The sequence below is a fragment of the Falsiroseomonas sp. genome (assembly GCF_051859025.1).
GTDB lineage: Bacteria > Pseudomonadota > Alphaproteobacteria > Acetobacterales > Acetobacteraceae > Falsiroseomonas.
On record NZ_JBHYGL010000037.1, the window covers coordinates 286,185 to 312,626 of the forward strand.

Sequence of the window (26,442 nt, forward strand, 5' to 3'; positions counted from 1 at the left end):
CCCGCTCGGACGTCCGCTACGCGACCAGTCGGCCCACGAACCAGGCCACCGCGGCCACCGCCGCGCCAATCCCCAGCGCCTGGGCTGCCCCCACCGCCGCCGGCAGGCCCTTGCCCTGCGCCCGCACGGCGCCCAGCCCCAGCATCGCCAGCGCGGTCATCACGGCGGAGGCCAGCAGCGGTCGGTCACCCACCATGAAGGGCAGCAGCGGCACCAGCCCCGCCAGCGCCCCGCCACCGCCCATCGCCAGCGCCGATCGCGCGGCGCGGAAGGGATCGGGCTCGCTGAGGTCCAGTTCGAACCGCATCATGAAATCCACCCATTTCCGGCGGTCGGCAGCAATGGATTCCACCGCCTGGCGCAGCACATCGCCCTTCACGCCATAGCGGTGCAGGATCGCCGCCACCTCCCAGCGCTCGCGGTCGGGGTAGAGCATGCTCTCCTCCTCCTCCCGCCCCCGCTCCAGCGCGTAATGCGCCGCTTCCTCCCGCGCCTGCGCCCAGCCATTCAGGCCAACCGCGAGGGAGGAGGCCGCGACGGCGACGAGGCCGGCGGTGACGATCACGCCGGCGGAGGCACCGGCACCCGCCAGCGCGGCCGACAGCGCGAAGGGCAGCGCCAGCCCCTGGGCGGCACCGACCACCAGGTCCCGCCCCGCGCCATCCTGCGCGAAATGGCGCTCCTCATGCGGCGGGCCGGGCGGCATGGGCGGCAGGCCGTCGCGCGACGGCTCGGCAAGCGCGGGTGGGTTCAAGACATCCTGCATCGGCCGACACTACAGGCCCGCGCCACCCGCCGTCACGCCCTTCCCGCGCCCCGCACGGCTCTGGCATGGTTGGAGAAACCCGAGGAGGGAACTGCAAATGCGTCGCATCGCCATCGCCGCGCTGCTCACCGCGTCAGTCGCCGCCGAGGCGCCGGCCCAACCCCTTCAGGCGCAACCCATCCAGATCCGGGAGATCGGCAGCCTGCATGTCGGCGGCCGCGTGGCGGAGGTCAGCGGCCTGCCGGAGCAGGAGATCACCTTCAGCCCCGGCGCGCCGCCGCTGCGCATCAACCCGAACGGCCAGTTCCAGGTGGAGCAGATGTACGCGCAGTATGTCCGCCTGGCCGATCCCCGCGCGCGCTACCCCCTCATCCTCGCCCATGGCGGCGGCCTGACGGGCGTGACCTATGAGACGACGCCGGATGGCAGGCCCGGCTGGCAGATGGCCTTCCTCCGCGCCGGGCATGATGTGTTCGTGACGGATGCGGTGGAACGCGGCCGGTCCGGCTGGGCGCGCTTCCCCCAGGTGTTCCAGGGTGAACCCGTCTTCCGCACCATGGGCGAAGGCTGGGGCCTGTTCCGCGTGGGCCCGGGCGATGGCTGGAACATCGACCCCGCCCAGCGCCGCGCCTTCCCCGACAGCCGCTTCCCGACCGGCGCCTGGAACCAGTTCATGATGCAGGCGGTGCCGCGATGGGTGACGACGGACCGGCAGATCCAGGCGGGCTACGATGCCCTCGTCCAGCAGATCTGCCCCTGCGTGCTGCTGGTGCACAGCCAGGGCGGCAATTTCGGCTTCCGCGCCGCGCTGAACGCGCCAGACAAGATCCGCGCGGTGATCGCCGTCGAACCCTCCGGCGCGCCGCCGGAGGGCCAGGACGCGGCCGCGCTGAAGGACATCCCGCATCTGGTCGTCTGGGGCGACTACACCGCGGACAACCCCTTCTGGCAGCGCATCCGGGCGAACATCGATCGCTGGCAGGCGCAGATCCGGGCGGCGGGCGGCGTGGCGGATACGCTCGACATGCCGGCGGAGGGCGTGCGCGGCAACAGCCACATGATCATGATGGACACCAACAGCGACGACGTCGCCGCGCGGATCAACACCTGGTTGGATCGACGCGGGCTGATGCGATAACAGGTTGTCATCCCGCGCCCGGACCTGCACACCGGGCGGATGGCATCCTCCTCCCACGCCCCCCTTCCCGCCTGGTCCTGGGTCTTCCCGCTTGCCTCGGCCGGCCTGCTGGCCGCCTTCTACGGCGCGGGCGGCTGGATGGCGCTGCCCATGGCCGCGGTCCTCGGCGGCACCGTCTTCGCCGCCGTCCACCATGCGGAAGTCGTGGCCGCCCGCGTGGGGGAGCCCTTCGGCACCCTGATCCTCGCCGTCGCCGTGACGGTGATCGAGGTCGCGCTGATCGTCTCGCTCATGATCTCGGACCCCCAAGGCCAGGCGGCGCTGGCGCGGGACACGCTGTTCGCCGCGGTGATGATCGTGCTGAACCTCCTGGTCGGGCTCTGCCTGCTGCTGGGCGGCGCCAGGCACCACGAACAGGGCTTCCAGGCCCGCAGCGCCTCGGCCTTCCTGTCGGTCGCCGTCGTGCTGGCGGTCCTCGTGCTGGTGCTGCCCAACACCACCACCAGCGCCAATGGTCCCTACCTGACCGGGTCGCAGATGGCCTTCGTCGCCGTCGCGGCGCTCGGCCTCTACCTCACCTTCGTCTTCGTCCAGACGCTCCGCCACCGCGACTACTTCCTGCCGGAGGATGATTCGGAAGGCGCGCATGCCGCGCCCCCCTCCCTCCGCGCCACCTGGATCGCGCTCGGCCTGCTCGGCCTGTCGCTGGTCGCGGTGGTGCTGATGGCAAAGTCGCTGACGCCCACGGTGACACAGGCGCTGGGCGCCGTCGGCGCGCCGGTCGCGGCCGTCGGCGTCATCATCGCGAGCCTGATCCTGATGCCCGAATCCGTCGCCGCCCTCCGCGCCGCCCGCGCCAACCGCCTGCAGACCGCGCTGAACCTGGCGCTGGGCTCCGTCCTCGCCTGCATCGGCCTGACGGTGCCCTGCGTCGTGGCGGTGGCGCTGCTGCTCGGCCAGCCGCTGATCCTGGGGCTGGAGCCGTCGGGCATGGTGCTGCTGGCGGCGACCTTCATGGTCTCCATCCTGACCCTCGGCGCCGGGCGGACCACCGTGCTGCAGGGCGCCGTCCACCTGACGCTCGGGCTGGCCTGGCTGTTCCTGGTCTTCGTGCCCTGAACCTGACCGCCGGGAACCTTCCCCCCCGGAAGCAGGCAAGGTTGCCGCTGGGCGCCCCCCCCTTTATAGGGTCGGCGCCCGCGAAGCCCCCCCGCGCACGAGGTCCATTTCCCCTTGGCTAGCACCGAACCCGATACCCAGCCGCGCGCGGAGCCGACCCCGGCCCAGGTCGCCCAGGCCCTCCTGCTCGCTCGTCCCGCGACGGAGGAGCGCCGCATGGCCGACGCCATCCGCGCCCTCGCGATCGATGCGGTCGAACAGGCGAAGTCCGGCCACCCCGGCATGCCGATGGGCATGGCCGATGTCGCGACCGTCCTCTTCACCCGCTTCCTGAAGTACGACGCGGCCGATCCCCGCTGGCCGGACCGGGACCGCTTCGTGCTGTCCGCCGGCCACGGCTCCATGCTGCTCTATGCCCTGCTGCACCTGACCGGTGCCGGCATGGGCATCGAGGACCTCAAGAAATTCCGGCAGCTCCACTCCCCCGCCGCCGGCCATCCGGAATACGGCGAGCATCCCGGGATCGAGACCACCACCGGCCCGCTCGGCCAGGGCATCGCCACCGCGGTCGGCATGGCGCTGGCCGAACGGATGCTGGCAGCGCGCTTCGGCAAGTCCCTGGTCGACCACCGCACCTGGGTCATCGCCTCCGACGGCGACCTGATGGAAGGCATCAGCCATGAGGCCGCGTCCTACGCCGGCCACATGAAGCTGGACCGCCTCTGTGTCCTCTATGACGACAACAACATCTCCATCGATGGCGACACCTCGATCTCGCTGTCGGATGACGCGCTGAAGCGGTTCCAGGCCTATGGCTGGGCGACGCGCCGCGTGGATGGGCATGACCATGAGGAAGTGGCCAGCGCCATGGCCTGGGCCATGCGCAGCCGCAAGCCCACGCTGATCGCCTGCCGCACGATCATCGGCTTCGCCGCCCCCACCAAGGCCGGCACCGCCGCCAGCCATGGCAGCCCGCTGGGCGCGCAGGAAGCCGCCGCCGCCAAGGCTGCGATGGGCTGGAACCACGGGCCGTTCGAGGTGCCCGAAGGCCTCAAGGAACGCTGGGAAGCCGCCGGCCGCCGCGGCGCCGGCACCCGCCGCTCCTGGCTCAAGCGCCTGGCCAGCCACGCCAGCCGCGATGATTTCGACCGCGCCATGGCCGGCCGCCTGCCGGAATCCTGGCACGAGCCGCTCGCCGCGCTTCGCGCGAAGCAGGCCGTGGACAAGCCGAAGATCGCCACCCGCATCGCGTCCCAGAAGGCCCTCGAAGCCCTGGTGCCGGCGGTGCCGGAGATGGTGGGCGGCTCGGCCGACCTCACCGGCTCCAACAACACCAACGTCAAGGGCATCCCTTCCATCAGCCCCGGCAACTATGCCGGCCGCTACGTCCATTGGGGCGTGCGCGAACACGGCATGGCGGCCGCGATGAACGGGATGGCGCTGCATGGCGGCATCATCCCCTATTCCGGCACCTTCCTCGTGTTCGCCGACTACCTGCGCCCCGCACTCCGCCTCGCCGCGCTCATGCGCCAGCGCGTCATCCATGTGCTGACGCATGACAGCATCGGCCTGGGCGAGGACGGCCCGACGCACCAGCCGGTCGAGACGCTGGCCAGCCTCCGCGTCATCCCCAACCTCTGCGTCTTCCGCCCCGGCGATGCGCTGGAAACCGCGGAATGCTGGGAACTCGCGGTCAAGCGCGCCGACGGCCCCTCCGTCCTGGCGCTGACCCGCCAAAACCTGCCGGCGCTGCGGACCGATAGCGGTGAGAATCGTTCCTCCCGCGGCGGCTACGTGCTCGCCGAAGCCAGCGCCGAACGCCGCGCCACGCTGATCGCCACGGGGTCGGAAGTGCACCTGGCCATGGCCGCGCGCGATGTGCTGGAGGCCGATGGCATCCCGACCGCCGTGGTCTCGCTCCCGTGCTGGGAACTCTTCGCCCTCCAGGACGAAGTGTATCGCAGCCAGGTGCTGGGCAGCGCGTTGCGCGTGGGCATCGAGGCAGCGCTCCCCTTCGGGTGGGATCGCTGGCTCGGGCCGGAGGGCATCTTCATCGGCATGCAGGGCTTCGGCGCCAGCGCGCCGGCGGAAGACCTGTTCCGCCACTTCGGCATCACCGCGGAGGCCACGGTGGCCGCCGTGAAGAAGCGACTGGGTTGATCAAGGAAGGGGAGATCGGGTTATGGCAGTGAAGGTCGCCATCAACGGCTTCGGGCGCATCGGCCGCCTGGTGCTGCGCGCGATGATCGAGAGCAACCGCACGGACGTCGAGTGCGTCGCGATCAATGACCTCGGCAGCGTGGAGGCCAATGCCCACCTGTTCCGCTACGACAGCGTGCATGGCCGCTTCCCCGGCGAAGTCGCCGTGGACGGCAACAAGATCATCATCACCGCCAATGGCCGCACCTATGCGCCCATCGTCGTGAGCGCCGAGCGTGACCCGACCAAGGTCCCCTTCCAGGGCGTCGACGTCGCCCTCGAATGCACGGGTATCTTCACCAGCAAGGAAAAGGCGTCCGCGCTGATCACGGCGGGCGCGCGCAAGGTCGTCATCTCCGCCCCCGGCGACAACGCCGACGCGACCATCGTCTATGGCGTGAACCACCAGACGCTGACGAAGGAGATGACGGTCATCTCCAACGCCTCCTGCACCACCAACTGCCTGGCGCCCATCGCCAAGGTGCTGCACGACAATTTCGGCATCCTGCGCGGCTACATGGTGACGATCCACGCCTATACGGGCGACCAGAACACGGTCGACACGCTGCACAAGGATTTGCACCGCGCCCGCGCGGCCGCCGTCTCCGCCATCCCGACCTCGACCGGTGCCGCCAAGGCCGTGGGCCTGGTGATGCCGGAACTGAAGGGCAAGCTGGACGGCACCGCCATCCGTATCCCGACGCCGAACGTCTCCCTCGTCAGCCTGGACTTCGTGCCCGCGAAGACGGAAGGCCTGACCAAGGAAGCGATCAACGCCGTGATGAAGGCAGCGTCGGAGAGCGGGCCCCTCAAGGGCATCCTCGGCTACAACACCGCCCCGCTGGTCAGCATCGACTTCAACCACGACCCGCACAGCAGCACCTTCGACGCCACCCAGACCCAGGTGGTCGATGGCGGCCTGGTCCGCGTGATGTCCTGGTACGACAATGAATGGGGCTTCTCGAACCGCATGTCCGACACGGCGGCGCTGTTCGGCAGCCTCTGAGGCCTGCGTCGCCCGGCCCCCTCGGGGGCCGGGCGATCGCGCTTCAGAACCGGTTCAGCCTGGTGCGGGAAATCTCGAACCCGCGCCCATCCATGTTGATGCAGCGCATGCCCGTCTGCTCCGAGAAGCAGGTCACGCCCTTGCTGTCCCAGCGGGCGCCATAGCGCAGCACCCGCGCCCCCCGGTTCACCACCGTATCCCCCGCGCACAGCACGCTGGACGCACCCCGCGGCCCGACGCTGTAGGCATGGCCCCAATCGGTGTCGCAATCCCGCGGCCGCGGCGGCTTGGCGAAGCTGGAGTTCACGAGGTCGCAGCGGATGGTGTCCCCATCCGCCTCGCAGAAGATGTTCCCGGACGGCGACTGGAACCCGTCCTGCGCATGCGCCACGCCAGGCAGCAGGAGAAGGCCGAAAACCGGGATGGAAGCGAGCCAGCGCATGCGACGTCCTCGAGCAGTATGTTGACGCCAGCCGCACCACCCCGAACAGGCCAAGCAGGAGGAAAGCGGGGGGCGTTCCACCCTCGTATCATCGATCCGCCGCGCCCCCCAGCCAGGCCGGCGGCGCATTCCTTCAGAAGCGGTTCAGTCGGGCACGGGCCAGTTCAAAGCCCCGCCCCTCCGCATTGCTGCAGCGCAGCCCCGCCTGGCTGGCCGTGCAGGTCACCCCCACGCCCTGCCATCGCGCCCCGTAGCCCAGCACCGGCACCTGGCGGCTGACGATCAGATCCCCCGCGCAGAGAACCTCCGACCGCCCGCGCGCAGCCAGCCCATAGGCATGGCCCCAATCGCTGTCGCATTCCTCCGGCGATGGCGGGCGGGGGAAGCTGAAGTTCACGATCTCGCAGCGGACCGCCCCCTCCCACACCTGGCAACGGATATTGCCGGACGGCAACTGGAAGCCTTCCTGGGCCGATGCTAGGACCGGAACGAGACCGAAAACCGCGATCCATCGGATCATTCGTCACCCCGTAGCGCTTCTCTCGGCAGGATGATCGTCCCAATGACCTTCAAAACCATTGACGCCCTCGATGCGCAGGGAAAGCGCGTGCTGCTGCGCGCCGATTTGAACGTGCCGGTGCGCGAAGGCCGCATCACGGACCGCACGCGGATCGAACGCCTGGCCCCCACCATCAAGGAATTGTCGGACAAGGGCGCGCGCGTCATCGTCTGCAGCCATTTCGACCGCCCCAAGGGCAAGCGCGTGCCGGAGATGTCGCTGAAGCCGATGCAGGAGGCGCTCGCCGCCGCCCTCGGCCGCCCCGTCGCCTTCGCCGATGATTGCGTGGGCCCGGAGGCCGAGGCCGCCGTCGCCGCCCTGGCCGATGGCGATGTGCTGCTGCTGGAGAACACGCGCTACCACGCCGGCGAGGAGAAGAACGACCCGGCGCTGTCCGCCGGCCTGGCCAGGCTCGGCGACGTCTTCGTGAACGACGCCTTCTCCGCCGCCCATCGTGCCCATTCCTCGACCGAGGGCGTGGCCCGCCTGCTGCCCGCCTATGCCGGGCGGCTGATGGAGGCGGAGCTGAAGGCGCTGGACGCCGCCCTCGGCAACCCGGCCCGCCCGGTGGTCGCCATCGTCGGCGGCGCCAAGATCAGCACCAAGCTCGACCTGCTGGGCAACCTCACGGGCAAGGTCAATGTGCTGGTCATCGGCGGCGCCATGGCCAACACCTTCCTAGCCGCCCAGGGTCACCCCATGGGCAAGTCGCTGCAGGAGGCGGAGATGCACGACACCGCCCGCACCATCATGGCGGAAGCCGCCGCCAAGGGCTGCGAGATCCTGCTGCCCGTGGACCTCGTCGTGGCTGGCGAGTTCAAGGCCAACGCCCCCTCCCGCACCGTCGCGATCGACCGGGTGCCGGAGGACATGATGGCCCTCGATGTCGGGCTCGACACGGTGGCGATGGTGGAGGACCGGCTGCGCTCCGCCTCCACCCTGGTCTGGAACGGCCCCTTCGGCGCCTTCGAGATCCCGCCCTTCGACACCGCGACGGTCGCGGTCGCGCAGACGGTCGCGAGCCTCACCGCCTCCTCCGGCCTGAAGTCCATCGCGGGTGGCGGCGACACCGTCTCGGCGCTCCGCCATGCCGGGGTGATGGAGCGGATGACCTATGTCTCCTCCGCCGGCGGCGCCTTTCTGGAATGGCTGGAAGGCAAGACGCTGCCGGGGGTGGCGGCGCTCGAACAGGGTTGAGCCTGAGTACGGTAGAGCGCGGCCGACATTTTCCGACAATCTTCACGCTTTTTGAAGATTTGTCAGGGACTCTACCGGAAGTTGCTGGACCGTTAACGGTGGGGGGGCCCAGGCTCCCCCCATGCGCATCGTCCGCCCCATCCCCGCGAATTCCTCCGGACGCTTCACGAAGCGTTCAGATCTCCGCCCCATGGTGGTGCGCATGATCAGCATGAACTCCCTGGCCGCCTTCACGGCCGAGGTCTCGCGGATGCCGGGCCTCGCGCAGGTCCGCGGCGTCACCGGCCAACAGGGCCAGACCGGCAATGCCGAACCGCAGCAGCGCAAGCTGGAAGCCCTGCCTTCCATGCCCAGCGCCCCCACCCCGCGCGGATCGCTGCTCGACCTTCGCGTCTGACGCGCCGCGCGCCCACGGGTTGGCGCGCCCCCGCTGACCGCGGCCGGATGACGCCAGCCGGGTGACGCGAAAGGCCTGCCGCGCTGGCCGGACCGGGCACCGAGTCGAACCGGTTTAGATTCGAACCCGATTTCGCGCGAATCGGCGCCACCGCACCGTTCTACCCCTGCCGAACCGCTTGCCCCCGGCGCGCCGCGGGGCCACCCTTCGGCCATGTCCAGCACCGCCACCCGCTTCGTCCGACGCACCCCGGAAGGGGAGGATCGCGAACGCCTGACCTGCGCGGATTGCGGCTACATCGCCTACGAAAACCCGAAAATCGTCACCGGCTCCGTCGTCATCGTCGGCGGCAAGGTCATGCTCTGCCGCCGCGCCATCGAACCCCGCCGCGGCTTCTGGACCATCCCCGCCGGCTACATGGAACTGAACGAGACGGTGGAGGAAGCCGCGATGCGGGAGGCGCGGGAGGAAGCCTGCGCCGATCTGGCGCTGGACGGCATCCTCGCCGTCTATTCCATCGCCCGCATCGGCCAGGTGCAGGTGCTGTTCCGCGCCCGCCTGGCCTCCCCGGGCTTCGCACCGGGGCCGGAAAGCCTGGAAGTCCGCCTCTTCGACTGGGAGGAGATCCCCTGGGACGACCTCGCCTTCCCCTCCGTCCACTGGGTGCTGAAGGCCTGGCGCGAGATCGGCGATGGCCCGATCGGCGCGCCGCGCGGCAACCCGGCGGAGGATCATCGCGGCACCGGCGGCCTGGCGGAGGGCGCATGAGGACCCAGGCCCTGCCCGCGCTGCTGACCGCCCTGCTCAGCCTGCCCGTCGCCGCCCAGGGCACGCCGGCCACGACCACGGAAACCATCACCCTGCCCCGCGCGACCGTGACGCGCCCCGTGACGACGCCCCCCAGCGTCACCCGCCCGGAGGCCCCGAAGCCGGTGGTCGCCCGCCCCGAACGCCCGCGCCCCGAACGCCCGCACATAGTGCGCCCGGCCGCGGTCCTGCCCCTGCCGCCGCCGCCCGCGCCCCCGGCGCTGACGCCCTTTGCCGGCTGGGATGCCGCCCCGGTGCCGAACCGCGCGATCGAGGCCCCGCCCGACCGCTTCGCCCGCCCGCCCCGCACCACGCTGGAGCCCGCGATCATCGAGCCCTATGAGCGCCGCCGCGGCTTCACCTTCGGCCGCGAACACGCCCCCGACCGCACCGACCGCCTGTTCAACGAGATCGCCCCCGGCGCCCGCCTGCGCATCCCGCTGGACTGATACCAACGACCGCTTGCAGCGGCACGTTGGTCTTGTTGTCCTGCCCTCAGACGCCGGGCGCCGGCTTGGCTTCGCGGCACAGGCCGCGGGCCGCGTTCGTCGACCGCAGATCGCGCCGCGCAGCCGTTCGTGTCATCACCGCATCGGAATCGGATACAGCAGCCCGCCGCGGTCGAAGAGCTGGTTGAGCCCGCGGGCAAGCCCGATCGGCGATCCCGCCCCCAGGTTCCGCTCATACACCTCGGCGTAGTTGCCGACCTGCGTGACGACCCGGAACACCCAGTCATCCCCCAGGCCGAGCGGCGCGCCGATCCCCGGCAGCCCGCCCAGCAGCCGCCGCACCCGCGCCGGGCCGCCATCCCGTATCGCGGCCGCATTGGCCGATGTGATGCCCATCGCCTCGGCCTCGATCATCGCATTGACCGTCCAGAAGGCGACCTGCTCCCACTGCCGGTCGCCATCCCGCACGAAGGGGCCCAGCGGCTCCCGGCTGATGACATCGGCCAGCATCCGGTGCCCCGCCGCCCCGAAGCGCGTCGCCACCAGCCCGGCCAGCGGCACCATGTCCGCGCTCAGCGCCTCGCAGCGGCCCTCCCCATAGGCGGCCAGCAATTCGGGCAGAGTCGGCAGCGCCACGGGGGTGATGGCGATCCCGGCCCGCTTCGCCGCATCCGCCAGCGCCTGTTCATTGGTCGAACCCGCGGTGACGCAGACGCTGCGGCCCTCCAGCCCCGCCATGTCCTCGATGCCGGAGGCGCGGCGCACCACGAAGCCCTGGCCGTCGAACACCGTGACCCCGGCCGCCGCCAGGCCGAGCGCGGTGTCGCGCATCATGGTCTGGGTCGCGGCGCGGGCCAGCAGGTCCACCCGCCCCGCGGCGGTGGCGGCCAGGCTGTCCGCCATGCTGCCGGGCACGAAGCGGACCTTGCCCGCATCCCCCAGCGCCGCGGCCGCGACGGCGCGGCAGGTATCGGCATCGATCCCCGCGACACGGCCATCCGGCCCCGCCGCCGCGAAGCCGGGCAGGCCGGTATGCACCGCGCAGAGCAATTCGCCGCGCGCCCGCACGGCATCAAGGGTGGAGGGCTGTGCCGCCGCAGCGAGCGGGAGGCCCATCATCAGGATCGCGATCAGCGTGCGCATGGCGTCGTCCTTCGCGTCAGCGCAACGGCATCGGGTAGTGCAGCCCGCCGCGGTTCCAATTGTCGTTCAGCCCGCGATCCAGCCCGAAGGGGCTGCCGGCGCCCAGGCTGCGGTCGAAGATTTCGGCATAGTTGCCGATCTGCGCGATCACCTGCAGCGCCCAATCCTCCGCCAGCCCCAGCGCAGCGCCGCTCCCGGGCTCCACCCCCAGCAGCCGCCACAGCGCAGGCTCGTTGCGCTGCATCACCGCCACCAGGTTGGTGCTCGCCGCCTCCAGCTCCTCCGCCTCCAGCATCGCCTGCAGCGTCCAGAAGACGATTGATCGCCAGGCCGCGTCGCCGGCGCGGACGAAGGGGCCCAGCGGCTCCCGCGTCACCACCGTCCGCAGCACGCGGAACCCCGCGGGGTTCGCCAGGTCGCTGACCCGCCGGACCATGAGCTGGGAGGCATCCGACGCCGCCGCATCGCATTGCCCGGCTTCCAGCGCGCGCACCATGGCCGTGCCGTCCGGTGCCTCGGTGAAGGACAGCCCGGTGCCGAGGATCGATTCCAGCGCCTCCCGCGTCGCCACGCCGCCGGCGGCGCTGATGCAGACCCGCCGCCCCGCCAGATCCCCCGGCAGCGTCACGGGCGATGCCTCCGGCACCATGAACCCCATCCCGTCGAAATAGAGCGTGCCGGCGGAGGCGACACCCCGCCCGGCCTCCCGCTGGTAAAGCCGCGTGGCGTTGCGCGCGACCAAATCGGCGCGCCCGGCCTCCAGCGCCTCCAGCGCCTCCGCCACCGTGGCGACGGGGGTGAAGCGCACCTTTCCGGCATCGCCGAGCGTCGCGGCCGCGACGGCGCGGCAGAAATCGGCATCGATCCCGCGCATCACGCCCCCCGCATCGGAGGCGGAGAAGCCGGGCAGGCCGCCATTGACGACGCAGCGCACTTCGCCCCGCGCGCGGATATCCGACAGTGTCGGGGAAGCGGGTTGGGCCGCCGCGGGCAGCGCCAGCAGCAGGGCGGCAAGGACATGGCGGATCATGGCGTGGTCCTCAGCAGCCGGTGGCGACGACGCGGCAGGTGGACCCGCCCGGCAGGCGCCGGCAGGATTCCAGCGCCGCCGCTTCCGCCGCCTGCGCGGTTTGCGCCGTCGCGGTCAGGTTGCGGTTCAGCACCATGGTGCTGATGTCGCTGGTCATCGCGACGGCGCTGGGGTGGCGCGACACCGCCTGCACCAGCGCCCCGCAGCGGTTGACGATCTCCTCCACGAATTTGCAGGGTACCCTGCCGGCCATGGTCTGGCAGGCGCGCACGGCCTGGGTATTCACCGCCAGCCGGTCCGCGCCCCCATTGCCGAAGCCCCATGCGGCCATCGGCGCATCGGTCGCGTAGATGGCGCCGAAGCGGCTGCCCGCGGGCGGCGCGGCGGAGGGCCCGGCCGTGACGCCCCGCCCATCGCCCGACGCCACCATGGCCTGCGCGGTGCCGACGGCCTGGAAGCAGGGCCCGGATTCGATCCCGCCCGTGGTCGCCCCGCAGAGGTTCAGCCGCGGCCGCCCGGTGCGCTGTGCGGGCAGCGCCATGCGGTACATCGTCCCTTCCCGGCAACGGCCGTCCCAATAGGCCGTGCGGGCTGCGTCGAAGCCGGAGAACGCCATGGCGATGATCGCCTGGCAGCCGGCGCCGGTGCCGGTGACGAAGCGGAACACCTCCGCCCGCCGCGCCGGCTCCTCCATCCCCGCCAGCTGGTCATGCAGCGGGTTGCCGGTCTGCGCCCGCGCCGCGCCGGCGGGCAGCACCGCGCCACCGATCAACGCCAGGAACGACACAATGCCGGAAAGAAATGCCGCGCGACGCGGCTGATTGCGAAGCATGAGACGGCGCCCCCTGCGTCCAGATTCACGTCCGACGCGAATGTCTCGCCATGGTTCGCGCGTATCACGACAGTGGACAAGCCACTGCGGGGGGCCACACCGCTCACGAATCAATGAATGACGACGTATTTAAGTTTATCTCGGTTTCGTGACCTCCCCGCCGTCGAGGGGCGACCTTGACGCCCCCCCGGTCACTCCAAACCGACCAGCCCCCGCGCGAAGTCCCGCGCCGTGAAGGGCCGCAGGTCGCCCGCCTTCTCACCCACCCCCACCATGTGCACGGGCAGCCCGATCTCCTGCGCCAGCGCCACCACCACGCCGCCCTTGGCGCTGCCATCCAGCTTCGTGACGGCCAGGCCGGAGACCTCCACCATCTCCTTGAAGATGCGCACCTGCTGGATCGCGTTCTGCCCCGTCGTCGCATCCAGCGTCAGCAGCACGGAATGGGGGGCGGAGGGTTCGAGCTTGCGCATGACGCGGATGATCTTCCGCAGCTCCTCCATCAGCGCGCTCTTGTTGTGGAGCCGCCCGGCGGTGTCCACCAGCAGCACGTCCACGCCCTCGGCCTTCGCGCGTGCCAGCGCGTCATGCGCCAGCCCCGCGGCATCGGCGCCCTGCTTCGCGGGCGCGACAACGGCGCAGCCCGTCCGGTCGCCCCAGATCTGCAACTGCTCCACCGCCGCGGCGCGGAATGTATCACCGGCCGCGAACATCACCTTGAGGCCCTGGTCGCGATATTGCTGGCCGAGCTTGGCGATGGTGGTCGTCTTGCCCGTGCCGTTCACGCCCACCATCAGCACGACATGGGGCGCATGGCCGCGGTCGATCACCAGCGGCTGCGCGACGGGGGCCAGGATCTCCGCGATCGCCTCCGCCAGCGCGGCCTTCACCTCCTCATCCGTCACTTCCTTGCCGAAGCGGGTCTTGCGGAAGCCCTCCACGATGCGGCGGCTGGCGGCCACGCCGAGGTCCGCGCCGATCAGCGTCTCCTCCAGCTCCTCCAGCGCCTCCTCATCCAGGCGGCGCTTGCGGAAGACGGTGGTGATGGCGTCGGTCAGCCGCGCAGTGGAGCGTGACAGCCCGGCCTTGAGGCGCGCGAACCAGCCGCCCTTCGCCGCCTCCTCGGGCTGGGGTTCCGGCACGCTCGTCGCCAGCGCCTCCCGCAGCGCCGCGCCGTCATCAGTGGGCGGCGGGGCGGGCGGAGGCGGGGGCGGCGGGGCCAGGGGTTCCGCGGGCTCGGGCAGCCGGGCCTCGAAATCCGGCGCGGTGCCGGCGGCGGGCGGCGCGGCGGGCACCGGCAGCACGGGCGCGGCGTTGCCTGGCGGGTAGCTCTCCGCGGGATGCCCCGGCTGGTCCGAAACCGGCGGCGCCTCCACTGGCGGCGTCGCCGCCGGTTCCTTGCCGCGGATGCGGTCCCAGAGGCCCTTGAATGCCATGGATGCTACGCCGCCTCCGCGATCAGGCCCTGGTCGTCCACGCCAACGACGCGCAGCCGGCGCAGTTCGCCGGCCACCCCCCGCCCTTCCGCCAGCCGCACCGGCGCGAAATGCTCGCTATGCCCGCGGCCGGAGGCCTCGAACAGCACAAGCTCCTCCGCCCCCAGCCGCCCGGCATGGAAGCGCCGCGCGGCATCGCGCCCCGCCGCTCGCAGCCGGGCCGCCCGTTCGCGCCGCAGCGGCACCGGCACCGGCGGCATCCGCGCCGCGGGGGTGCCGGGACGCTCGGAATAGGGGAAGACGTGCAGGAAGCTCAGCCCCGCTTCCTCCACCAGCGCCATCATCGCCGCGAAATGCGCCTCGGTCTCCGTCGGGAAGCCGGCGATGAGGTCCGCGCCCAGCGCGATCCCCGGCCGCAAGTCCCGCGCCCGCCGCGCCAGGGCCACCGCATCGGCGCGCGAATGCCGGCGCTTCATGCGCTTCAGGATCAGATCGTCGCCATGCTGGAGCGACAGGTGCAGATGCGGCATCAGCCGCGGTTCCTCCGCCAGCAGCCGCCACAAATCATCGTCCATTCCCGCGGGGTCGAGGGAGGACAGCCGCAGCCGCGGCAATTCCGGCACCAGCGCCAGCAGCCGCCGTACCGCCTGGCCGAGGCTGGGCTGCCCCGGCAGGTCCGGCCCGTAGCTCGCGATATCGACGCCGGTCAGCACCACTTCCCGGTACCCCGCCGCCACCAGCGCCCGCGCCTGGTCGACAATGACGCCGAGCGGCACGGAGCGTGACGGGCCCCGCCCCTGCGGGATGACGCAGAAGGTGCAGCGATGATCGCAGCCCTGCTGCACCTGGAGCATGGCGCGCGCCCGGCCGCTGAATTCCGTCACGAGTGGCGGCGCCACGGGCTCCGCCATCATGATGTCGCCAACCGACGCGGCGGGGCCGGACAGCGCCGCCCAGGTTTCGGGCTTCAGCTTCTCCGCATTGCCGATCACGCGCTCCACCCCCGGCAGGGCGGCCCAGGCATCGGGGGCGATCTGCGCCGCGCAGCCCGTGACGATGATGCGCGCGCCGGGCCGTTCGCGCGCCACGCGGCGGATGGCCTGGCGCGCCTGCGCCTCGGCCTCCGCCGTCACGGCGCAGGTGTTCACCAGGACGGTGCCCTCGCCCTGCCCGGCCTGATCCGCCAGCGCCCGCATCGCCGCCGATTCATAGGTGTTGAGCCGGCAGCCGAAGGTCAGGACCTCCACGCTCATCCGCGATAGGCCGCAGGGTCCAGCGTGCCGGAGAAGCTGGTGGCGACGGGGCCGGTCATCAGCACATGGCCATCGGCTTCCCGCCATTCCATCACCAGGTCGCCGCCCGGCATGGTGATGGTGGCGCGCCGTCCGACCAGGCCGCGGCGATGGGCGTTGACGATGGTGGCGCAGGCGCCGGACCCGCAGGCCAGCGTCAGCCCCGCGCCGCGTTCCCAGATCACCAGCCGGATATGGTCCGGCGCCATGACCTGCGCGAAGCCGATATTGGCGCGGTCCGGGAAGATCGGGTGGGTTTCGAGCTTCGGCCCGATCTCCGTCACCGGAATGGCGTCGAGGTCATCGACGAAGAAGGTCGCGTGCGGATTGCCCATTGAACACGCGGCGGGGTCGCTGACCGGCCCCAGCGCCAGGGGCAGGTGGAGCGTATCGGCCTCCGCCGCCAGCGGCACTTCCCGCCAGCCGAGGCGCGCCGGCCCCATATCCGCCCGCCACAGCCCGCCCGGCAGCCGTTCCACCGGGAGTTCACCGGCGATGGTCCGCACCACCACCCGGTCCTTGCCCAGTTCATCCGCGACGAGGGAGGCGATGCAGCGCGTGGCGTTCCCGCAGGCGCCGGCTTCCGACCCATCGGGGTTGCGGATGCGCATGAAGACATCCGCGCCCTCTGAAGGCGGCTCCATGACGATGAACTGGTCGCAGCCAATGCCGAAATGCCGGTCCGCGATGCCGGCCGCCTGGCGCGGCGTCAGCCCGAGGTCACCGGCGCGCCCATCCAGCGACTTCAATCCGCGTGAATCAATCACGACGAAGTCGTTGCCCAGGCCGTGCATCTTGCGGAAGGGGATCATGACATCAGGCATATAGAGCGCCACCACCCCCGTTGGAACCCGGGCAGCACGCGGTCACACGCCCGACCACGGCCCGTCATCGGCCTGTCGCCCGCGCCCCCTAGAAGCGGCGGGACGAAGGAGGCCGCCATGCCCACCCGCCGTGCTGTTCTCGCCACGACCCTGGCGCTGCCCGCCCTGCTGCCCCGAATCGCCGGGGCGCAGGCGGCCGATACCCGCCCCGTGCTGCGCGTGGCCGTCCAGGCCCTGCCGCCGACGCTGGAGCCGCTGGAGGCCATCTCCAATGTTGGCCTCCGCGTCACCGGCAATGTCTTCGACACGCTTTGGCGCCGGGATTTCGCGGCGGAGGCGCGCGATGGCGGCCAGCGCCTGGCGCCCTTCCTGGCCACCAGCCTCGAACAGCGGGACCCCCTCACCTGGGTCGCGACGCTCCGCCCCGATGCCCGCCTGCATGATGGCGGGCTGATGACCAGCGCCGACGTGCTCTCCACCTTCTCCGCGGAACGCATGTGGGGCCCCCAGGTCCAGACCTTTGAGGGCCGCGTGAATTTCGGCCACCTCGCCGGCGTCGATGCCGATGGCCCGCACCGCGTGGTGTTCCGCACCCGCACGCCCGATGCCGTGATGCCCCAGCGCCTGGCCGCCTATGGCGGCTGGATCCACAGCGCGGCGGCCTATGCCGAGAGCGGGTTGCAGGGCCTGCGCGCGCGCCCGATCGGCACCGGCCCCTATCGCGTCGCCAGCTTCCAGCGGGACCAGCGCGTGGTGCTCGACTCCCATGATGAATACTGGGGCGGCCGCCCGCCCGCCCGCCAGGTGGTCTTCACCGTGGTGCCCGAAGCCTCCTCCCGCCTCGCCGGCCTCCGCGCGGGTGACTACGACCTCGTCACCAACCTCCTGCCCGAGCAGATCGAGGGGCTGGACCGGAACCCGACGATCGAGGGTGTCGATGTCGCGCTCGATTTCGCCCATATCCTCTACTACGACACGCGCCGGCCCTTCCTGCGGGATGCCCGTGTCCGCCGCGCGCTGAACCATGCCGTGGATACGGACAGCCTCGGCCGCAGCCTCTGGGGCCCGGCCTTCAAGCCGATGCGCGCCTTGCAGATCCCCGCCTTCGGGGACCTCTACGACGCCAACCGCCGCGGCTTCGCCTTCGACCCCGACCTCTCCCGCCGCCTGCTGCGCGAAGCGGGCTATCGCGGCGAGGAACTGACCATCCGCATCGCCCCCGGCTACTACCTCCAGATGCTCCAGGCCGTGCAGGTCATCCAGCAGATGTGGCTGGCCGTCGGCGTCAACACCAAGCTGGAGACCCGGGAAAACCTCTCCCTGCTCACCCAGCCCGGCGCCGATATCCGCCCGACCTCCATCGCCTTCCGCTTCCCCGATCCGCTGGGCGGCGGCCTGGCCGTCCATCTCTCCCGCGAATACTCGCTCCAGCAGGGCGGCTTCTGGCAGCCCGTGCGGTTCAACGACATCGTCGATGCGCTGCGCGTCGCGACGGACCCCGCGGAGCGCCGGCGCCTGTTCATCGCCTTGATGGATGAGTTCGAGGCCGAGGCCCCGGCCCTCATCCTCTATCCCGTCCGCGAATACTTCGCGAAGCGGCGGTCCATCCGGTGGAGCCACCCGCCGCTGTATTTCATGGATTTCCGCGCATCCCAGCTTTCCTTCGCCTGAGGACCACCCCCATGTCCAAGATCGTCTTCCTCTCCGACCTCCACCTCTCGCCCACGCATGGCTTCTTCTGGGAGAATTTCCGACTGAGCCGCGATGCCGCCGACCAGGCGGGGGCGGAGGCCGTGATCGTCAATGGCGACCTCTGCATCAACGGTCCGGACAGCGACGCGGAGATGGACTTCGCCCGTGATGCGCTGGGGAAGCTCCGCACCCCCGTCCTCGCGCTTCCCGGCAACCATGATGTCGGCGACGAACCGCCCGGCCAGGACCCCGCCCAGCTGGTGAACGAGGCGCGGATGGACCGCTGGGATGCCCGCTTCGGCACGGACCGCTTCGCCCTGGATGCAGGCGCCTGGCGGCTGATCGGCGTGAACGCGCAGCTCTTCGGATCGGGGCTGGAGCGGGAGGCGGAGCAGTGGGATTGGCTGGAAGGGCGCCTCATCGCCTCCTCCCATCGCCGCATCGCGCTGGTGCTGCACAAGCCGCTGTTCATCGAGGATGAGGGCGAGACGGCCGAGACCGCGTCCTGCATGACGCCCGGGCCGCGCGCCGCGCTGCTGGCGCTGCTGCGCCGCCACCGCGTGGGCCTGGTCATCAGCGGGCATCTGCATGCGGAACGCGACCGGGTCGTGGGCGGCATCCGCCACCTCTGGCTGCCCGCACTCGCCTTCCTCGGCAGCGGGGACCATGGCGGTCGCCCGGCCGTCGGCGCCGTGGTGGTGGATTTCGCGGGCGCCGACGCCTCCGTCATGCCACTCGCCGTGCCCCCGCTCTCGCCGCACGACCTGGCCGCCATCAAGGGCCATGGCCGCTACCGCTTCCTGCGCGACATGCCGGAAAGCCCGCCCCCGGCGGAGTAGGGGATTTCCGGCACCCCACCGGGCGAGGGAAATTTTTCTGCGCGCAACGGGCATGGAAAAGATGGTAATTCTTTCTTCGCGCCAGCTATTGCCGAACGGGAGAAGAATCATCTTCTCTGGGGTCGAAATGCCGCCCCTTCAGGGAAAGTCTTCGCCCGTGACCAAGGTCCATGTCATCCACGAGAACGACGCCTGGGTGGAGCCGCTGCGCGCGGCCTTCGACGCGCTCGGCACGCCCTATGAGGAATGGTTCCTCGATACCGGCATCGTCGACCTGACGCGCCCGCCGCCCCCCGGTGTCTTCTACAACCGCATGAGCGCGTCGTCGCACACCCGCGGCCACCTCTACGCCCCGGAATATGCGGGCGCGGTGATCGAGGTGCTGGAACGCCACAACCGCCCGCTGGTGAATGGCCGGCGCGCGCTGCAGCTCGAACTCAGCAAGGTCGCGCAGTACCAGGCGCTGGCGATCCATGGCATCCCGACGCCCGCCACCATCGCCGTGGTGGGCCGCCAGAACATCCCGGAAGCCGCGGCGAAGCTCGGCTATCCCGTCATCCTGAAGCACAACCGCGCCGGCAAGGGGCTCGGCGTGCGGCTGGTGAACAGCGAGGCCGGGTTGAAGGAAGCGCTCGCCCTGCTGGACATGACAGGCGATCCGGAAGCCCATCCCCGCGACGGCATCTGGCTGGTCCAGCGCTACATCGAGGCGCCGGAGCCCTTCATCACCCGCGCCGAATTCGTCGGCGGCCGCTTCCTCTACGCCGTCCGCGTGGATACCAGCGAGGGCTTCGAGCTCTGCCCCGCCGATGTCTGCGCGATCGGTGAAGGCGCCGTCTGCCCGGCGGTGGCGCCCACCCACAAGTTCAGCATCATCGAGGGCTTCACCCATCCGCTGATCCACCGGATGGAGGCCTTCCTGATCGCGAATGGCATTGGCGTCGGCGCCATCGAATTCATCACGGACCGGGCCGGCCAGACCTTCGCCTATGACGTGAACACCAACACCAACTACAACGGGGACGCCGAACGCCGGACCGGGCGCATGGGCGCCCAGACCGGCATGGGCGCCATCGCCGCCCACCTCACCGCCCTGCTGCGCCGGGACGTGCTGGCCCAGGCTGCCTGAGAAACCGACTGCCTGAGAATACCGTGGCACGGGCGCTTGTGTTCGTGCTACGTTCCCGACATCAAGCACCCGCCTTGCGCCCGAATGGGCTGGGGCGGGTGTTTCGTTTGGAAGTCGCCCCGCCAGCGGCGCCCCGGCACCCCCCCGAAAACGGTGCTAAAAGGACTAAACACCTAAATCCATAGTATTTTTTAGGACCGCGACGCCTCAATCCTCCATCACCCCCGGCCGGCGCCTGGCCATTCGGGTATAGCCTTCCACCCCGCAGCCCCGGGCGCGGGCGAGTTCCGCCGCCGCCACCGCCGCGGAGGCATGAGGCCCCGAGATCACGAGGTAGAACCCCTCCCGCAGCCCGACATAGGCGAGCGACGCATCCTGCTCGTTGGGGATGCCGCAGCGGGTCAGCGCCCCCTGCACCCGCCGCAAGGTCGCCTGGTCCGGCGCATCGGGGTCGAGGGAGGCGTAGATGTTGTGGGGCTGCAAGGCCTGCGGCTGGGCGGCGGCCGGGGGCGCCAGGGCCAGCAGGGCAAGGACGGGCAGAAAGCGCTTCGGCACCCCGCGCGCTACCGGTTGGCCGCCTTGTTGGAGCCCACATTCTCATGCCACTCCACCGGCAGCCCGTCCCAGCTGGTGATCTGCTTGCCCGGCCATTTCCGGCGGGTATAGACGGCGAAGCCCTCGGCGGTGGGTTCCACATAGCCGTTCTTGCCGTCATTCAGCTTGAGCTTCGCGGCCAGCGCCTCGGCCTGTTCCTGCATGTAGCTGTCGGTCATCGGTCTCTCCTTCCTCCCCGCCGCAGTAACGCGACCAAGTTCCGCCCCGTTCTGCCAGGGATTGCGTCGCGCCGCATCCGCCGCTAGAAGCCCGCCTCCACGCGCCAGGCCTTGTGTTGGACATGCCTGTCCGTGGATACGCGTCCCCGCCGCATGGTGCGGCCCCGAACCCCGCAAGGGATGTAGGGTGCAAGGTGGGACGTGCCCGACCCGACCAGGAGGTCCGAAATGTCCAAGATGAAGACGAAGTCCAGCGTGAAGAAGCGATTCACGCTGACGGCGACCGGCAAGGTCAAGGCGGGGGCGGGCAACAAGCGCCACATGCTCACCGCCAAGACCAACAAGATGAAGCTGCAGAATCGCGGCACCTTCGTGCTCCGGAAGCAGGACGGCGACACTGTGAAGCAGTGGATGCCCTACGGTTCGGCACGGTAAGGGGAGCGCGAGAGCATGGCACGTGTAAAGCGGGGCGTAACCAAGCACGCCCGTCACAAGAAGATCCTGAAGCTGGCGGAGGGCTATGTCGGCCGGTCCTCCACCGCCTATCGCCCCGCGCTTGAGCGGGTCGAGAAGGCGCTTCAGTACGCCTACCGCGACCGCCGCAACAAGAAGCGTGAATTCCGCGGCCTCTGGATCCAGCGCATCAACGCCGCGGTCCGGGAACACGGCATCACCTATTCCCGCTTCATTGCGGGCATCAAGGCGGCGAACATCGAGATCGACCGCAAGGTGCTGGCCGCCCTCGCCTATGACGACGCCGCGGGCTTTGCCGCCATCGTCGAAAAGGCGAAGGGCGCCCTCCCCGCCCAGGTCTGAGCCCTCTAGGCCTGAGCCCCTTCCGGGCAGCAGGTTTATCGAAGACAAGAGGGCCGCTCCCGCCAGGGGGCGGCCCTTTTCTTATCCGGAGCCTCGGGTGATGAGCGACGATCTTTCCACGCTGCGGGCCGAGACCGAGGCCGCGCTGGCCGGCGCCGCCGACCTGCGCGCGCTCGATGCCGTGCGGGTCGCGGTGCTCGGCAAGTCCGGCAGCCTCTCCGGCCTGCTCAAGGGCCTGGGCCAGGTGCCGGCGGACCAGCGGAAGGACCGCGGCGCCGCGCTGAACCGCCTGAAGAACGAGATCGAGGCGCTGCTGGAAACGCGGCGGCAACTGCTGGAGGAAGCGGCGCTCGACGCCCGCCTGAAGGCGGAGCGCATCGACGTCACGCTGCCGCCCCGCCCCTTCGCGCCTGCGACGGCGGCCGATGGCGGCATCCACCCGATCAGCCGCACGATCGAGGAACTGACCGCGATCTTCGGCGCCATGGGTTTCCGCGTCGTCGAAGGCCCGGATATCGAGAGCGACTGGCACAATTTCGGCGCGCTCAACATCCCGGACCACCACCCCGCGCGCCAGGACCACGATACCTTCTACATGCCGGGCACGGATGCCAACGGCCATCGCCGCGTGCTGCGCACCCAGACCAGCCCCCTCCAGATCCGCACCATGCTGGGCGAGGCCCCGCCCATCCGCATCATCGCCCCCGGCCGCACCTATCGCGCCGACCATGACGCGACGCACAGCCCCATGTTCCACCAGGTGGAGGGGCTGGTGATCGACCGCGGCATCACGCTGGGCCACCTCAAGGGCTGCCTCATCGATTTCCTGCGCAGCTTCTTCGGAATCAGCGACCTGCCCGTGCGCTTCCGTTCCTCCTACTTCCCCTTCACCGAGCCCTCGATGGAAGTGGATATCGGCTGGAACCGGAAGACGGGCGAACTGGGCGGTGGCGGGGATTGGCTGGAGATCCTGGGCAGCGGCATGGTCCACCCGAAGGTGCTGGCCAATTGCGGGCTCGACCCGCGGGAATGGCAGGGCTTCGCCTTCGGCATGGGGATCGAGCGCATCACCATGCTGAAGCACGGCATGCCCGACCTCCGCCCCTTCTACGAAAGCGACCTTCGCTGGCTGAAGCACTACGCCGCGGACCCGCTCGCCCCCGCCTCCCTGCACGAGGGGATCTGACCTCATGAAGTTCACCATGTCCTGGCTGCGTGAGCACCTCGAGACCGAGGCCACGCTCGACCAGATCAGCACCACCCTCTCCGCCATCGGGATCGAGGTGGAGGGCATCGAGGATCGCGCCGCCGCCCTCTCCGGCTTCCGCATCGCGCGCGTGATCGAGGCGACCCAGCACCCCAACGCCGATCGCCTGCGCGCGCTGCGCGTCGATCTTGGCGATGGGCGCGAATACTCCGTCGTCTGCGGCGCACCCAATGCCCGCACCGGCATGGTCGGCGTGGCGGCGCTGCCCGGCAGCTTCATCCCCGGCACGGGCATCACGCTGAAAATCGGCGAAATCCGCGGCGTGAAGTCGGAAGCGATGATGCTGTCATCGCGGGAGATGGGCCTGGGCGACGACCACTCCGGCATCGTGGACCTGCCGGAGGATGCGCCCGTCGGCGCGCGCTACGTGGATTACGCCGGCCTCGATGACCCGATCATCGAGATCAAGGTCACGCCGAACCGCGGCGATGCGCTCTCCGTCCGCGGCATCGCGCGGGACCTCGCGGCGGCGGGCCTCGGCACGCTGAAGCCTTGGCTGGTGGAGCCCGTGGCGGCCGCCTATCCCGCGCCGCTGGCCTGGCGCATCGAGGATCCGCGCGCCTGCGCCTGGGTGCTCGGCCGCGCCGTCCGTGGCGTGAAGAACGGCCCCAGCCCGCAATGGCTGCAGGACCGGCTGGTCGCGATCGGGCTGCGGCCCATCAACGCGCTGGTGGACGTCACGAACTTCTTCACCTTCGCCGTCGGCCGCCCGCTGCATGTCTTCGACACGAGCAAGGTCGTGGGTACCACGCTGTCCATGCGCATGGCGAAGGACGGCGAGGAATTGCTGGCGCTGAACGGCAAGACCTACGCGCTGACTTCCGAAGACGGCGTCATCGCCGACGATGCCCGCGTGGAAGCCTTGGGCGGCGTCATCGGTGGCGAGCATTCCGGCTGCGACGAGAACACCACCGAATGTTTTCTCGAGTGCGCGCTATTCGACCCGGTGAGGATCGCGCTCTCCGGCCGCCGCCATGATGTCCGCACCGATGCGCGGTCCCGCTTCGAACGCGGCATCGATCCGTCGCTGCTGCCCAAGGCGCTGGACGCCGCGACGCGGATGATCCTGGAATTGTGTGGCGGCGAGCCCAGCGAGGTCGCCGCCGCCGGCGCGGAGCCCGCCTGGCAGCGGGAGGCGACGCTGCGCTTCGCCCGCGTGAAGGACCTCGGCGGCCTCGACATCAGCGCCGACCTCGCGGTGGAGCGCCTGACGCGCCTCGGCTTCTGCCCCGTCAAGCGCGACGAGGCATCGGTGACGGTCGCCGTGCCACCCTGGCGCAACGACATCGCCGGCGCCGGCACGCTGGCGCAGGACCCGTCCCTGCCCGCCGCCCGCGCCCAGGCCGCCGCCGAGGGCTGCGCGGCGATCGAGCCGGAATGCGACCTGGTCGAGGAAGTTCTGCGCCTCGGCGGTCTTGATGCGGTGCCGGCGGTGTCGCTGCCCGTCGCCTCCCCGGTCCCGCGCCCGGCTTTGTCCGCGAAGCAGTCCCGCGCCGCGCTGGCCCGTCGCGTGCTGGCGTCCCGCGGGTTGTTGGATTGCGTGACCTACGGCTTCCTGGCGAAGGACCAGGCTGCGCTGTTCGGGGAGACGCCGGACAATCTGCACCTGGAAAATCCCATCGCCAGCGACCTCGACCAGATGCGCCCGACGCCGGTCGCCTCCCTCGCCTTCGCTGCCGCCCGCAATGCCGCGCGCGGCTTCGCGGATGTTGGTCTCGGCGAGATCGGCGGCGCCTATCGCGACCCCGCTTCCGGCAGCAGCCAGTTGGCGGTGGCCGCGGGGGTCCGCACGGGCATGACGGCGCCGAACTGGGCCGCCCCCGCGCGTCCCGTCGATGCAATGGATGCCAAGGGCGATGCGCTGGCGGTGCTGGCGGCGCTCGGCGTGCCGATGGCGGCCGTTTCCGTCACCACCGATGCGCCGGGCTTCTACCACCCCGGCCGGTCCGGCGTGGTGCGGCAGGGCCCCAAGGTGGTGCTGGCGACCTTCGGCGAACTGCATCCGAAGCTCCGCCGCGATATCAACCTGGCCGGCCCCGCCGTGGCGTTCGAGGTGTTCCTGGACGCGATCCCGGACCCCAAGCGCCGCAAGAAGTCCGTGCCCGACCTGCCAGCCTTCCAGCCGCTGCGCCGCGACTTCGCCTTCCTGGCGGAGGCCAGCGTCTCCGCCGACGCCGTCCTCCGCGCCGCCCGCAACGCGGACAAGGCGCTGGTGACGGATGCCGTGCTGTTCGACCGCTATGCCGGGGAGAAGGTGGCGGAGGGCATGATCAGCCTCGCCATCCAGGTCACGCTGCAACCGCGCGAGCGGACGCTGACGGATGCGGAGATCGAGGCCGCGAGCCAGAAGATCGTCGCCGCCGTCACCAAGGCGACGGGCGCGACACTGCGCGGCTAGCCTTCCCGCCAGACCACCTGCGGCGGTTCGCGGAAGGCGAAGCGCAGCAGGTGGTCGGCGACCACCTTCTGCATCCGCGCCGTCGCGGCTTCGTCGGCCGCGGTCAGGCGCATGACCAGCACGCCCTCCTGCGCTTCCAATTCGCACAGCGCGTCGGCGAACTCGATGCGGCCATGGGTCTCGTCATGGCTTGCCGGGATGCGGTGGGCGAAATGCTTGCAGAGCTGGCCCATGAAGCGGGCCGGTGTCGCGGTCTCGACGCGGGCTGTCGTGATCATGGTGCTCATCCCTGCTCCACCGCGCGCGCCGCGGCGTCGATGGCGTCCGCAATGCGCTGCCGGTGTTCGGCATCGATCGGGCCCTGCGACATCCGCATCCGCAGCGCGAGCTTCAAATTCTCCATCGCGCGGCGAATCTGCAGCATCGCGGCCACGCCCTCATCGCCACCGGCCTGGGTCATGCGCGCGAAGATCGCGTCGACCACCGCCTTCTGCTCCGCCAACGCCTGCTCGCCTTCCGGCGTCAGCGTGTAGAGCTTGCGGCTGCCCTCCGTGGTGGCGGTAACTTGGCCGATCTCCTCCAGCAGGGTCAGGGTGGGGTAGATGACGCCCGGGCTCGGCGTGTAGGTGCCGGCCAGGCGTTCCTCGATGGCCTTGATGAGTTCGTAGCCATGGCGCGGCTTCTCCGCGATCAGGGCCAGCATCACCAGGCGCAGGTCGCCCTGGGCGAAGATGCGGCCGCCGAAGCCGCCGCGGCGATGATGGTGGGGGCCGTGGCCGCCGTCGCGGCCGAAGCCATGGCCGAAGCGCCGCCCTTCATGGCGGAAATGGTGGTGGAACATGGGGTCTCCGACTAACTCCGATATATCTGAAGAACGATATATCGAAGTGCA

Annotated in this window: 28 protein-coding genes; 15 read left to right on the forward strand and 13 right to left on the reverse strand. The window is 70.5% G+C overall.

What is annotated here, in order from left to right:
• Positions 1-16: 16 nt before the first annotated feature.
• The gene (locus ACTIE5_RS24390) at positions 17-754 is read right to left on the reverse strand and encodes a VIT1/CCC1 transporter family protein (RefSeq protein WP_439552328.1); all 738 of its coding nucleotides are present in this window, start codon (positions 752-754) and stop codon (positions 17-19) included.
• Between the two features lie 109 nt (positions 755-863).
• On the opposite strand from ACTIE5_RS24390, the gene ACTIE5_RS24395 reads away from it, so the two are divergent.
• The 4 genes from ACTIE5_RS24395 to gap all read left to right on the forward strand — a co-directional run bounded on the left by ACTIE5_RS24395 (position 864) and on the right by gap (position 6,228).
• On the forward strand, positions 864-1,904 hold the full coding sequence (locus ACTIE5_RS24395) for an esterase (protein WP_439552329.1): 1,041 nt from the start codon (positions 864-866) through the stop codon (positions 1,902-1,904).
• 39 nt (positions 1,905-1,943) lie between these two features.
• Positions 1,944-3,023 (forward strand): calcium:proton antiporter, encoded by a 1,080-nt coding sequence (locus tag ACTIE5_RS24400; protein ID WP_439552330.1) that lies wholly within the window; start codon positions 1,944-1,946, stop codon positions 3,021-3,023.
• A gap of 216 nt (positions 3,024-3,239) precedes the next feature.
• Positions 3,240-5,183, forward strand: coding sequence for a transketolase (tkt, locus tag ACTIE5_RS24405; RefSeq protein WP_439552378.1), 1,944 nt, complete (start codon positions 3,240-3,242; stop codon positions 5,181-5,183).
• Between the two features lie 22 nt (positions 5,184-5,205).
• The gene (gene gap / locus ACTIE5_RS24410; RefSeq protein WP_439552331.1) at positions 5,206-6,228 is read left to right on the forward strand and encodes a type I glyceraldehyde-3-phosphate dehydrogenase; all 1,023 of its coding nucleotides are present in this window, start codon (positions 5,206-5,208) and stop codon (positions 6,226-6,228) included.
• A gap of 43 nt (positions 6,229-6,271) precedes the next feature.
• Here gap and ACTIE5_RS24415 read toward each other — a convergent pair whose 3' ends face one another.
• The gene (locus ACTIE5_RS24415; protein WP_439552332.1) at positions 6,272-6,670 is read right to left on the reverse strand and encodes a DUF6636 domain-containing protein; all 399 of its coding nucleotides are present in this window, start codon (positions 6,668-6,670) and stop codon (positions 6,272-6,274) included.
• Positions 6,671-6,803: 133 nt separating this feature from the next.
• Complete coding sequence (locus ACTIE5_RS24420; protein ID WP_439552333.1) at positions 6,804-7,124, reverse strand: DUF6636 domain-containing protein; 321 nt, start codon at positions 7,122-7,124, stop codon at positions 6,804-6,806.
• Between the two features lie 108 nt (positions 7,125-7,232).
• On the opposite strand from ACTIE5_RS24420, the gene ACTIE5_RS24425 reads away from it, so the two are divergent.
• From ACTIE5_RS24425 to ACTIE5_RS24440, 4 genes are all read left to right on the forward strand, one after another.
• Positions 7,233-8,426 carry a phosphoglycerate kinase gene (locus ACTIE5_RS24425; protein ID WP_439552334.1) on the forward strand — a complete coding sequence of 398 codons (1,194 nt, stop codon included), beginning with the start codon at positions 7,233-7,235 and terminating at the stop codon, positions 8,424-8,426.
• Between the two features lie 121 nt (positions 8,427-8,547).
• Entirely contained in the window at positions 8,548-8,823 is a 276-nt protein-coding gene (locus tag ACTIE5_RS24430) for a hypothetical protein (protein ID WP_439552335.1), read from the forward strand.
• Positions 8,824-9,036: 213 nt separating this feature from the next.
• Positions 9,037-9,591, forward strand: a complete 555-nt coding sequence (locus tag ACTIE5_RS24435; RefSeq protein ID WP_439552336.1) for an NUDIX domain-containing protein — start codon at positions 9,037-9,039, stop codon at positions 9,589-9,591.
• The gene (locus ACTIE5_RS24440) at positions 9,588-10,079 is read left to right on the forward strand and encodes a hypothetical protein (RefSeq protein ID WP_439552337.1); all 492 of its coding nucleotides are present in this window, start codon (positions 9,588-9,590) and stop codon (positions 10,077-10,079) included. The genes ACTIE5_RS24435 and ACTIE5_RS24440 overlap by 4 nt, the downstream gene beginning before the upstream one ends.
• Before the next feature lie 135 nt (positions 10,080-10,214).
• Here ACTIE5_RS24440 and ACTIE5_RS24445 read toward each other — a convergent pair whose 3' ends face one another.
• From ACTIE5_RS24445 to dapF, 6 genes are all read right to left on the reverse strand, one after another.
• Positions 10,215-11,222 (reverse strand): transporter substrate-binding domain-containing protein, encoded by a 1,008-nt coding sequence (locus tag ACTIE5_RS24445; RefSeq protein WP_439552338.1) that lies wholly within the window; start codon positions 11,220-11,222, stop codon positions 10,215-10,217.
• 16 nt (positions 11,223-11,238) lie between these two features.
• Positions 11,239-12,252: a transporter substrate-binding domain-containing protein gene (locus ACTIE5_RS24450; protein ID WP_439552339.1), complete on the reverse strand. Its 1,014-nt coding sequence runs from the start codon at positions 12,250-12,252 to the stop codon at positions 11,239-11,241.
• A 10-nt stretch (positions 12,253-12,262) separates the two neighbouring features.
• Positions 12,263-13,084 (reverse strand): DUF4189 domain-containing protein, encoded by an 822-nt coding sequence (locus tag ACTIE5_RS24455; protein ID WP_439552340.1) that lies wholly within the window; start codon positions 13,082-13,084, stop codon positions 12,263-12,265.
• A 191-nt stretch (positions 13,085-13,275) separates the two neighbouring features.
• Positions 13,276-14,226, reverse strand: coding sequence for a signal recognition particle-docking protein FtsY (gene ftsY / locus ACTIE5_RS24460; protein ID WP_439552379.1), 951 nt, complete (start codon positions 14,224-14,226; stop codon positions 13,276-13,278).
• A 299-nt stretch (positions 14,227-14,525) separates the two neighbouring features.
• On the reverse strand, positions 14,526-15,773 hold the full coding sequence (mtaB, locus tag ACTIE5_RS24465; protein WP_439552341.1) for a tRNA (N(6)-L-threonylcarbamoyladenosine(37)-C(2))-methylthiotransferase MtaB: 1,248 nt from the start codon (positions 15,771-15,773) through the stop codon (positions 14,526-14,528).
• Entirely contained in the window at positions 15,770-16,636 is an 867-nt protein-coding gene (gene dapF, locus ACTIE5_RS24470; RefSeq protein ID WP_439552342.1) for a diaminopimelate epimerase, read from the reverse strand. The genes mtaB and dapF overlap by 4 nt, the downstream gene beginning before the upstream one ends.
• A 117-nt stretch (positions 16,637-16,753) precedes the next feature.
• Here dapF and ACTIE5_RS24475 point away from each other — a divergent pair, with 117 nt between their 5' ends.
• From ACTIE5_RS24475 to ACTIE5_RS24485, 3 genes are all read left to right on the forward strand, one after another.
• Positions 16,754-18,307, forward strand: a complete 1,554-nt coding sequence (locus ACTIE5_RS24475) for an ABC transporter substrate-binding protein (RefSeq protein ID WP_439552343.1) — start codon at positions 16,754-16,756, stop codon at positions 18,305-18,307.
• Between the two features lie 11 nt (positions 18,308-18,318).
• Positions 18,319-19,167 carry a metallophosphoesterase family protein gene (locus tag ACTIE5_RS24480; protein ID WP_439552344.1) on the forward strand — a complete coding sequence of 283 codons (849 nt, stop codon included), beginning with the start codon at positions 18,319-18,321 and terminating at the stop codon, positions 19,165-19,167.
• A gap of 157 nt (positions 19,168-19,324) precedes the next feature.
• Positions 19,325-20,296: an ATP-grasp domain-containing protein gene (locus ACTIE5_RS24485; RefSeq protein ID WP_439552345.1), complete on the forward strand. Its 972-nt coding sequence runs from the start codon at positions 19,325-19,327 to the stop codon at positions 20,294-20,296.
• 207 nt (positions 20,297-20,503) lie between these two features.
• Here the strand turns inward: ACTIE5_RS24485 and ACTIE5_RS24490 are convergent, their stop codons facing one another.
• Both ACTIE5_RS24490 and ACTIE5_RS24495 read right to left on the reverse strand, forming a co-directional pair.
• Complete coding sequence (locus ACTIE5_RS24490; protein ID WP_439552346.1) at positions 20,504-20,851, reverse strand: hypothetical protein; 348 nt, start codon at positions 20,849-20,851, stop codon at positions 20,504-20,506.
• Between the two features lie 8 nt (positions 20,852-20,859).
• Positions 20,860-21,069, reverse strand: a complete 210-nt coding sequence (locus ACTIE5_RS24495) for a hypothetical protein (RefSeq protein WP_439552347.1) — start codon at positions 21,067-21,069, stop codon at positions 20,860-20,862.
• A gap of 228 nt (positions 21,070-21,297) precedes the next feature.
• Between ACTIE5_RS24495 and rpmI the strand changes: the two genes are divergently transcribed.
• The 4 genes from rpmI to pheT all read left to right on the forward strand — a co-directional run bounded on the left by rpmI (position 21,298) and on the right by pheT (position 25,550).
• Complete coding sequence (gene rpmI, locus ACTIE5_RS24500) at positions 21,298-21,504, forward strand: 50S ribosomal protein L35 (protein WP_439552348.1); 207 nt, start codon at positions 21,298-21,300, stop codon at positions 21,502-21,504.
• A gap of 15 nt (positions 21,505-21,519) precedes the next feature.
• Positions 21,520-21,885 carry a 50S ribosomal protein L20 gene (gene rplT, locus ACTIE5_RS24505; RefSeq protein WP_439552349.1) on the forward strand — a complete coding sequence of 122 codons (366 nt, stop codon included), beginning with the start codon at positions 21,520-21,522 and terminating at the stop codon, positions 21,883-21,885.
• Positions 21,886-21,985: 100 nt separating this feature from the next.
• Positions 21,986-23,071 (forward strand): phenylalanine--tRNA ligase subunit alpha, encoded by a 1,086-nt coding sequence (gene pheS / locus ACTIE5_RS24510; RefSeq protein ID WP_439552350.1) that lies wholly within the window; start codon positions 21,986-21,988, stop codon positions 23,069-23,071.
• Positions 23,072-23,075: 4 nt separating this feature from the next.
• Positions 23,076-25,550, forward strand: coding sequence for a phenylalanine--tRNA ligase subunit beta (gene pheT, locus ACTIE5_RS24515; RefSeq protein ID WP_439552351.1), 2,475 nt, complete (start codon positions 23,076-23,078; stop codon positions 25,548-25,550).
• On the opposite strand, the gene ACTIE5_RS24520 is transcribed toward pheT, so the two are convergent.
• Both ACTIE5_RS24520 and ACTIE5_RS24525 read right to left on the reverse strand, forming a co-directional pair.
• Positions 25,547-25,828, reverse strand: coding sequence for a DUF2218 domain-containing protein (locus ACTIE5_RS24520; protein WP_439552352.1), 282 nt, complete (start codon positions 25,826-25,828; stop codon positions 25,547-25,549). The genes pheT and ACTIE5_RS24520 overlap by 4 nt on opposite strands.
• Positions 25,829-25,833: 5 nt before the next feature.
• Positions 25,834-26,391 carry a PadR family transcriptional regulator gene (locus ACTIE5_RS24525; RefSeq protein WP_439552353.1) on the reverse strand — a complete coding sequence of 186 codons (558 nt, stop codon included), beginning with the start codon at positions 26,389-26,391 and terminating at the stop codon, positions 25,834-25,836.
• Positions 26,392-26,442 lie beyond the last annotated feature (51 nt).